We start from the raw sequence: 9724 nt of genomic DNA, 5'->3' as shown, positions 1-9724 counted from the left end.
AGGCTTCTGTTGACTAGGACCAATTAATTGTCGGATGAAACGAATGTCCGGGCGAAAAAAAAGCGTCGCGATGACTCGCGACGCTTCGGATGCTTGCGAAGGCGGCTCCGCGCGGAGCCGCCCTGCCATGCATCAGTACGTGTAACGCAAGGCGATACGGTAGCTGCGGCCCGGTTCGAACCAGGCGCGGCCCAGAGCGCCGGGCGCCTGTTGCTGCGTCTGGCGGACGACGACGTCCGTCAGGTTGCTCGCGGCGAAGCTGCCCGAGATATGATCGTTGAACTTGTAGTCCACACCGAAGTCCAGGAAGCCGGTGGCTTCCTGCCAGGTCGGCAGGCCCCAGGAAACGTCACGCGGTTCGTTGCCGTTCGCATCCTTGCGAGCCGGATCGGCACTGGTGCCATCCGGACCACCGGTGCCGTTCGTGCCCACGCCCTGCAGGAAGCGGCTGCGCCAGCTGTAGGCCAGGCGTGCCGACAGCGGACCGCGGTCATACAGGAACATCACGTTGAACGCGTTCTTCGACAGGTATTGCAGCGGCATCGACGTGAACGGCAGGCCGTTGGTGTCGCAGCCGTAGATGCTGACCCCGGCGTTGTTGAACGAGCCGTTGGCCGGGCAATACTTCTGGCTGAACGGGTGGTACAGCTCCTGCTTGCTGTCGATGTACGTGTAGTTCGCCGAGATGCCGAAGCCCTTGGCCCAGTCCGGCAGGATACGGTCCAGGCCCGGCACGTTGTTGAAGTACGTCTGGCCGGCCAGTTCCGCACCCGTCACCGAACCCTTGGCGACGTTGTCCGGGCCCGTGACCAGGAAGTTCTGCGGGTTGCCCGCCAGGTCCTTCACCGGCGTCAGATAGCCCGTCTGCAAAATGATGTCGCTGACGTTCTTGCGGAACAGCGCCAGCGTCAGCGACGAACCGTTACCCGGATACCACTCGAGCGTCCAGTCGAAGCTGTTGGCTTTGATCGGCTTGAGCTTGCCGTTGCCGGTGTCGCTACCCGTGTAGCCAATGCTCTGAACCTGGGAGACCCCCTGGGCGTTGCTAACCGTCGTGACTGCCTGGCTCAGGTTGACGTACTCGCTCAGATCGCCAAAGCTCGGGCGGTACATCGATTTGGCGAACGCGACGCGGGTCTGCACCTTGTCCGTCAGGTCGGCCTTCAGGTTGAGGCTCGGCAGCACGTCGGTGTACGTATTCGTCACCTGGATCGGTGCGTTGACCGTGCCGAATTGCGGGACCGACGGTGGCGTCGTGGCGGAATAGGTCGGATTGAAGATCATGAAGCCGTGCGAATTGGAATTCGTACGGACCACGCGCACGCCGAGGTTGCCTTCGACGGGGAAGCGCAATTCGTCGAAGCCGAAGCGCAGTTGTCCATAGACGGCCTGCGTGCGTTCCTTCTGGCCGCTGACATGGGACGGGTCGCTGAAGTCCAGCGGTTTCCAGCCGCCATCGGCGGTCGAGCAGTCGCCGGTCGTGCCCCTGGCCGTGTGCCCGTCCTCGCACAACAGCTTGAGGATCGTCATTGTCTGGGCATAGGACGCCGGATAATTGGAGGCGAAAGCATCGGTCGGCGCCACCATGCTCGGCACTGCCGGAACCTTGCCGTTGAAGAAGTTCGAGAAGCCGCGGACCGTGGTCGGCACCAGGTTCGCATAGCGCGGATCGCTGAAGTAACCCATGTTGACGCGGGGTTGCCAATTGCTCGAGTTCGCCAATTGTGCGGCAGAGGGCAGTTGGCCCGGCGTGTCCGTCGGGAGGACGGCCCACGGCTCGGACATGCTCTTCCAACCGTAGTTGTTGGAGTGGTTAGCCGTGCGCTGGGTCACACGGGCGCCGAAGCGCAGGTCGCGCAGCACCGGATGGTCGAAGTGGTAGCGTACATCCCCCTTCCAGGTATACAAGTCGCCGTCGGCCTTGCCCAGCGACGGCATGATGTTGTACAGGTAGTAATTTTTCCTGTCGCCCAGGAAGGCGCGCGTGGCGTCGTCGTAGGTGTAATTCGGCAGGCCGCCCGACATGTCGACGTTGACGCGGGGTATGAACGTGCTCATGATCATGGAGTAACCATTCGAGCTGTCCGTTGCATGTACCCATTGCAGGTCGTTCTGGTACGACCAGCGGTCATTGATGTTCCACTTGAAGTTCCAGGCGATTTCGCGCGTCTGCGAGCGCGATTCACCGCCCGAGGTGCCCGAGTTGAAGGCCAGGCCCCCCGCTGCGAACTGGTTCGCTCCCAGGCCGCCGGCTGGCATGGTCAGGGTGCCTTTCTGCAGGACACCGTGCTCGTCGAACACGGGATTCAGCACCTTGATATTGTAGGGCGACTCCGGGCTGCCGCCGACACCCGAGAACGTGGCATATTCATTGCTACTTCCCCTGTAGCCCGAATGGAAGTACGTCAGAGCGGATTCCACGCTCTTGTCGTTGCTCTTCCACTGCAGCGCGCCATAGATGCCGGCGCGGTCGTTCTTGCCCTGGTTGGTACGGAATTCCGCAGACTTCGGCACCCATACAGTCTTGCCGTTGACGATGTCGGTGCGCGGATAATACGCATCCATCTGGAGCGAATCGTTGTGGCTGTTGGTTTGGTTGGCCGACAGGTCGAGCAGCGCGCCCCATTCCCCGGTGCGGGTCTTCCAGCGGTTCGACACCAGGCCCGAGAGGCCCGGCGATTTCTTGCTGCCCAGTGCGTTGTAGTTGCCGTTGACCGACAGGGCGACCTTGCTGCCCTTGTAGTCGAACGGCAGCGCGGTGCGCAGGTCGACCTGGCCGCTGACGCCGCCTTCGATCAGTTCTGCAGGCGGATTCTTGTGCACGACCACCGCAGACATCAGTTCCGGCGGCACGTCACCCCAGCTCAGTTCGCGTCCCGGATAGCCGGCCGAGAACGATTCGCGGCCGTTCAGCGTGGACGAACCCCAGGTCAGGCCGCGCACCGAGATGCCCGAACCTTCGACGTTGAAGTGTTCCGGGTCGCCGCGGTTGTTGCGGTCGATGGTGACGCCCGCGACGCGCTGCAGCACTTCGGTGATCGACCTGTCCGGCAGCTTGCCGGCTTCTTCCGCGACGACGGCGTCGATGACCTCGTCGGCGTACTGCTTGAGCTTCGTGGCCGACTGCAAGGCCGCGCGCTGGCCGGTCACGACCACGGTCGTTGCCGCCGGGTCGCCGGCCGGTGCCGTTTGCGCATGCGCTGCGCCGCCCCAGACCAGCGCCGCCTGCGCCACCGCGAACGACAGCGCGGTCATCTTGATCGGCTTGCGCACGATCTTCGTCTCAATCCTTGTCATTATCTATATCCTCTTGTTTATGCCCTGCTTGCCACCGCCAGGCAGTGGCTTTGATTAGCGATCCGTCGTTACTGGAAGAAGATCGGCCCGGTCAGCTTGAACTGGGTGGTGTACTTCGACGAACTGTCGGCCACGTCAGCGTTCGGCTGTACTGCGGAGAACTTGATCTGCGTGATTGTGTGGTCCTGCAGTTCATTCCAGAGGTCCAGCCCGGTCAGACCGCACGTTTCGCTAATCGCGAACTGGTCCTTGAGTCCGACGCTGTAGTCCGCGCTGGCGGCGGTCGGCTTCACAGTGGCCTTCAGGGTCACGCTGCATGCATCCGTGCCGTTCTTGAGGTTGAAGTGGCCAAGGACCAGTTCAACATCGAATGAATTGTTGGTCGAGCCGTACCATTCCGGGTTTTCCCCGAGATTGAATTTCAGCGCCGCCTGGGCGTCGATATGCAGGCCGACGGACGCGCTGCCGTTCTTGTCGAAGTTGCTGGGCAACAAGACGCTTCGATAAGGGCTGTTCGTATCGAAACTTGCGTCAGCAAAGCCGACCGTGTTAATCCAGAATGTTGCCGAGTTGTAATTCCAGGACCCCGGTTGCGGAACACTATTCCAGGTCGCGGTAAAGGTAAAGGAGGTACCGTCACTGGAAGCGTCGTGCGTGCATGCATCGGGGGGGCACCACCATTGGTTACCACCCAGGTGTCCAATGAGGGCGCCTTCCTTGGTGGTGTCGCCGTCCTTGTATCCGGTCAGGAAATTCAGTGCGGCCGCCTTCTCGGTGCCGATCGGAATGTTCCGATCCATCGACACTTTCGCGTAGTAGTCACCCTCCGACGTGGCGTTGACGGTGCACATCCCGTTGGCGAGCTTGGTCAGCGTGGTCCCGCTGACCGAACACACGCTTGGCGTCTTGCTCGTAAAAGTGACCGGGACACCAGAGGTGGTGCCGGCGGACAATGTAACTGTGTTCGTATCGAGCGGCTGCGACCCGGGGTTGCGGAACTGGATGATCGACTGCGGCTGTTTGGGGATGACGAACAGCTGGCTTTGCGACGCGGCGGCAAAGCCGTTGCCGCCGGCCTGGTGGGCCGTCACGTTGCATTCGCCCCCCTTGATCAGCGACAGCGTGTCACCGCTGACGGTGCACGTGGTCGGCGTCTCGGACGTGAAAGTAACGGCACCGCCGCCGCTTGCTAACGCCACCAGCTTGGTGGTCGCGACGTCGGGTGGAAGAGCCAACAGCGGTCCGCCGGGGAAGTTGAACGTAATGGATTGCGCCGTTCCGCCGTCGTTCGAGCCGCCGCCGCCGCCGCCGCAACCGCTGATCAGCGCGGCGCAGCCAAGCGCAATCGCTGAAACCTGGAATTTCATCGCCTGTCTCCTCATGGTGGTGTTCCTTTCTGCTTTCTGTTGTGTTAACTCGTTGCTCGTGGGTCCCGCATGGGCTGTGCCGAGGCACAGTTGTGCGTCGGCGCGCCACGCGGGAACGCGCGCCGGTACGGATGCTTGATGGGATGTATTCGACTGGTAGCGGAGTGTCAGGAACCTGCGTAAGCCTGGCCTTGCAAACCTCAAACCTTGTTGTTTTTAATGAATTACAAACATCGTTAATATTTATGATGCAAGCCGGCTTGATCGATCGCAATTACAATAATTGTCAATATCAGCAATAAGATTTACCAGCGTGTACATACGTCTTAGTACAGCTCAAGAATAAGAGGGAATGGTTGCTTTAAGGAAGTTTCCATCGCTCACTACGTTGATCGGATGTTGTGAATTCGCATCAGTTCTGCATCGTGTTGACGGGCAGACCCGTCAGCTTTTGGTTGCCGAGACAATGAAGCGGCGGGCAAAGGGCGTCGCGTCCATCAGGGCGCGCGACTGGCTGGGGCGCCATTGGTTCGTGCGTGGTGGCAGAGGTGGCTGGAGGCCCCGCGCATGACGACACCGGCGGGCGGGTTGTGTGCGCTGCTGTTCAGCTTGGTTAACAAGTTGGCACTGGTTTACCGAATCAATGCGAACAGCCAACAAAAAAGGCGTCACGATCACTCGTAACGCCTCATTTGGTCCTGCAAATTCGTGGTAGGCCGTGCTGGGCTCGAACCAGCGACCAACGGATTAAAAGTCCGCTGCTCTACCAACTGAGCTAACGACCCGACGGGCAGCATTATAGCGGCTCGACAGCAGGTGGCCAAGTGCTTCCGTGGAAATTGGCAACAATTGTTGGGAGACGCAAGCAAATGCCGGGTATTCGGCACGCGTGCGCCGATTGAATTGCGGTATGATTAATTGATTTTCAGCTATTAAACCGTGCCGTGATCCCGACCGACCCCGATACCGCCACCGACCTGTCCACGCGCGTGCTGAATCTCGTCAACAGCGGGATCATCGTGCTCGACGCCGACCACAAGATCGTGCTCTGGAACGGCTGGATGGTGCCCCGTTCCGCCCGGGCCGCCGCGCGCGTGCGCGAGCGTCCGCTGTTCGACGTCTTCCCCGAACTGCGCGGTTCGCGCGTCGAAGCGGCCGTCCTGGCCGCGCTGACCGAAGGCGCGAGCACGAGCATCCCGCCAACGGAAAACCGGGCACCTTTCCCCTTGCGCGAGGCGGGCAGTTTCGACGGCCCACGCATCGACCAGGCCGTGACGGTCACGCCGTTCCGCGACGGCGAACAGCGTTACTGCATGATCGAGATCCGCAACGTCAGCGGCACCGTCGAACGCGAAAAACGCCTGCTCGATCATGCCGAATCGCTGCGCGCCCGTTCCTACGTCGACGGCCTGACCGGCATCGCCAACCGCCGCTACTTCGACGTTGCGCTGGACCGCGAACTGCGCCGCGCGCAACGCGCGAAGGGTGAGTTGTCGCTGCTCCTGATCGACATCGATTCCTTCAAGGCCTACAACGACCACTTCGGCCACCAGCAGGGCGACGCCTGCCTCTCCACCGTGGCACAGGCGCTGGCCGCGAAGCTGAAGCGCCCGGCCGACGTGGCGGCGCGCTATGGTGGCGAGGAATTCGCGGCGATCCTGCCCGACACGTCGCTCGAACAGGCCAGGCTGCACGCGAACACGATCCGCGAACATGTGGCTGGACTGATGTTGCCGCATGCGCCGTCCGCCCACTGGCCGATGGTCACGTTGAGCATCGGTGTCGCAAGCTTTGATCGCGAAAGACTGCGCGAGGTTCCCGCACTGATCGAGGCTGCCGACAAGGCTTTGTATGCGGCAAAGCGTGGTGGCCGCAACCGTGTCGTGGTAGATGGCGACGCGTCCGCGTGAGTGCTTTTCACATCATTGCATCGCGATACGGGAAGCGCTCCACCGCAGCTTGATTCGTGTCATTTCGCTTCGATCTGATATTCGCTAAATCGAGACTGTTTTGTGATGCGCTGTATTTACGCCTTGAGACTGGCGGCCGCTGCCCTAGACTGATGTTGCCATGTGCCGGCATGCCGGCACGCGGCACAAAAAGGCGAGGCATCGCGCTCCCGGGCACGGTGTCGTGTCCCATACATCCCGTCCCTGAAGGAGCGATCATGCGTGCCCTCTCACTACTACTTCCCGTATCCCTGCTGCTGCTTGCACCAAGTGTCGGTGCGCAGTCGGGGAATTATCCGATCAACGACGACACGTCGATCACCCGTGTCGAGGTGACGGCGCAGCCGCCCGCATTCCGCATCTGGGACTACCAGCAGGACGCCGTCAGCGGCGCCTACGCCTTGTCGAACGGTTGGCGCATGAAAGTGGAGCCGGCCCGCGACGGCATCCGTGCGGTGATCGACAAACAACGCCCGATACGTCTGATCGCGCAATCGCCGGACCGGTTCGTCTCGCGCGACGGCAATGTGATCATGGAATTCAACCGTGGCGATTCCGGCGACGACATGATGATGAGTTATGTCCCGCGCGCTAATTCGGATCCGCGCCTGGCGCAAATGATCGTGGTGAGTGCCAAGATGGCGCAGCGCTGATGATGCCCGCTGGACGATGGAAAACGAAAGCGCCAGCGTCGATGCTGGCGTTTCTGTTTCGATTTTAGCGACTCGCGCCGGCAAGCCCGGCTGCGATCACGTTCTTGGTCACTTGGAACCACCCCTGCATGTCCACGCCGTAACACCAACTGCTCCGCCCGCAACACCTCACGCATGCGAGTTGAATTTTCCCGAGACCAGCAGTACTTTCTGTTCAAGGGCCGTGACAGGGGCGGGCAATGTTTCGCAGATTATTGACGTACTTGCGGGAGCGCGTTGCGACAGCGCGGAACGCGCGAGACGGTCCCGCTGCGTTCTGGAAGCGGCACGTCTGGCGCCTGCTGGCCTGGCCGATGGCTGCGTTGGCCGTGCTGGGACTCGGCTGGTTCCTCCTGTTCCAGCAGCTGGCCGCGGAGCGAAGGCAGCTCGAACTCAGGACGCTGCAGGATGCGCTGACGCTCGCCAACGGCTACGCCGGGCAGATCGAGCGCAGGGTCGACACGATCGAGCAGACCGCCCGGTTCGTCAAATACGATTGGGAGGCGAGGCAGGGTGACATGCATCTGGGCTATGCGGATGAGCATGGCCTGTTCCTCGATGCGTCGCGCCTGCTCGTGTCGGTGATCGATGCGCAGGGCCAGGTGCTGACCTCCACCGCCCCGACGGCGCTGTCGCCGGCCGCCGTCGCGTACATCCTGCCGCGGGTACGCACTGGCATGCCGGTCAAATTCTTCGTCGACGATGTGCCCATCGAAGGGCGTGCCGGCCGCTCGCACCGGTTGCTGTTCGCGTGGGAATTGTCGGACCGCGACGGCAGGTTCGCGGCCGCGGTCGTCGTCGCGGTCGATCCCGCCTACTTCACGACCGGCGACACGGACCCCATCTTCCGTCGGGACGGCCTGGTGACGATCGTCGGCGACGACGGGCGCACGCGCGCGCTGCGTTCGGAAGGGCCGGCGGGGACCGTGCGGCAACCCGGGTTCGTCCATGCGCCACCCCTGCGGCTGTCGGCCGGCAGCGCATTGGTCGACGACTGGTTCGGCGATGGCCGGCCGCGCTACGTCGGCTGGGAACACGTCGACCGCTGCGGCGTGAACGCGGTGGTCGGACTCGATCACGAAGCCGCCTTGGCGCCATGGTATGCGATGCGCCGCGCGTGGACCGGTACCGCGTGGCTCGGCACGGCGACGGTGCTGCTGTTCACGCTGCTCGCGATGAGCTATTCGCTGCGCCTGGCGCGTCGGAGCGACGAACTGCGCGTGATCCGCGATACGTACCGGATGGCGACCGAGGCCAGCAACGAAGGGTTCTACATGTTGCGGCCCCAATGGGACGACGAGGGCGAAGTCGGCGATTTCGAGGTGATCGACTGCAACCGGCGCGCCGCCGAGCTGGTGGCGCGCTCCCGCCAGGACCTGATCGGCAGGAAGGTGACGGAACTGTATGAAGGCGAGGCCCGGAAGACGCGCATGGACAGCCTGAAGCGCGCGATGGAAAGCGGCTACAACGAGGTGACGCTGGGACGCCCGCAGGACAACTTCCCGGCCAAATGGGTGACCCTGAAAATGTTCCGCTACGGCGACAACCYGGCCGTGTCGGCACGCGACGTCACCGAGAGCCGCGCCCATGAAGAAGAACTGCTGAGGCGCAGCAACGAAGACCCGCTCACCCGCCTGCCGAACCGCTACTGGGTCGAAAGCCATCTGCATGACGCCATTGCCCGGGCCGAGAAAGACGACAAGATGTTCGCCCTGTTGTTCATCGACCTGGACGGCTTCAAGGCGATCAACGACACGTGGGGCCATGCCGCCGGCGACGAACTGCTGTGCACGGCCGCGCACCGGCTGAAGGAAGCGGTCCGGCCTCATGACTGCGTGACGCGGTTCGGCGGCGACGAGTTCGTGATCGTGCTCGACAACATTACCGATCCGCTGGACGCGGCCCAGGCCAGCGAGCGGATCCAGCGCGCGTTCCGGCGCAGCATCCGCCTGTCGTACGGCGAGTACGTGGTCGGCGCGTCGATCGGCATCAGCGTGTTCCCGACCGACGGCAAGGAACCGCGCGCGCTGCTGCAGAATGCCGACGTCGCGATGTATTCGGCCAAGACGAACGATCGCGGCAGCTATCGCTTCTTCGACGGTACATTCCACGACCAGCTGAAGGCGCGCCTCGAGCGCATCCGCGAGTTGCGCCATGCGCTGGCAAACGACCAGTTCGTCATGTACTACGAGCCGCGCGTCGACCTGGCGAGCGGTTCGATCACGAGTCTGGAAGCCCTCGTGCGCTGGGTCCATCCGACGCGCGGCGTCGTCTCGCCGGCCGAGTTCGTACCCCTGGTCGAGGAAACGGGGCTGGTGCTCAAGCTCGGCGAGCTCGTCATCGACAAGGTCTGTGCCCAGCTCGCGCGCTGGGCGCAGAACGGCGACAAGCTGGTGCCCGTGTCGATCAACATCTCGCC

5 protein-coding genes and 1 tRNA gene are annotated in these 9724 nt (G+C 62.6%); 3 read left to right on the top strand and 3 right to left on the bottom strand.

The annotated features are described in order from the left end of the window. Positions 1-132: 132 nt before the first annotated feature. The 3 genes from AC1DYX_RS23065 to AC1DYX_RS23055 all read right to left on the bottom strand — a co-directional run bounded on the left by AC1DYX_RS23065 (position 133) and on the right by AC1DYX_RS23055 (position 5449). Complete coding sequence (locus AC1DYX_RS23065; RefSeq protein ID WP_477263175.1) at positions 133-3297, bottom strand: TonB-dependent receptor; 3165 nt, start codon at positions 3295-3297, stop codon at positions 133-135. Between the two features lie 68 nt (positions 3298-3365). Then, positions 3366-4664 carry a hypothetical protein gene (locus tag AC1DYX_RS23060; protein WP_477263173.1) on the bottom strand — a complete coding sequence of 433 codons (1299 nt, stop codon included), beginning with the start codon at positions 4662-4664 and terminating at the stop codon, positions 3366-3368. A gap of 709 nt (positions 4665-5373) precedes the next feature. Next, positions 5374-5449, bottom strand: a tRNA-Lys gene (locus AC1DYX_RS23055). A gap of 159 nt (positions 5450-5608) precedes the next feature. Between AC1DYX_RS23055 and AC1DYX_RS23050 the strand changes: the two genes are divergently transcribed. The 3 genes from AC1DYX_RS23050 to AC1DYX_RS23040 form a co-directional block, all read left to right on the top strand. Beyond that, complete coding sequence (locus tag AC1DYX_RS23050; RefSeq protein ID WP_477263171.1) at positions 5609-6574, top strand: diguanylate cyclase; 966 nt, start codon at positions 5609-5611, stop codon at positions 6572-6574. Between the two features lie 257 nt (positions 6575-6831). Further along, positions 6832-7266: a hypothetical protein gene (locus AC1DYX_RS23045; RefSeq protein ID WP_477263169.1), complete on the top strand. Its 435-nt coding sequence runs from the start codon at positions 6832-6834 to the stop codon at positions 7264-7266. Positions 7267-7619: 353 nt separating this feature from the next. After that, positions 7620-9724, top strand: a 2105-nt coding sequence (locus tag AC1DYX_RS23040; protein WP_477263167.1) for a putative bifunctional diguanylate cyclase/phosphodiesterase, incomplete at its 3' end; no start/stop codon positions are given.

The organism is Massilia sp. P2_C2 (genome assembly GCF_056404615.1).
Note: the sequence above shows the minus strand (reverse complement) of the source record. Positions and strands in the feature narration are given on the sequence as shown.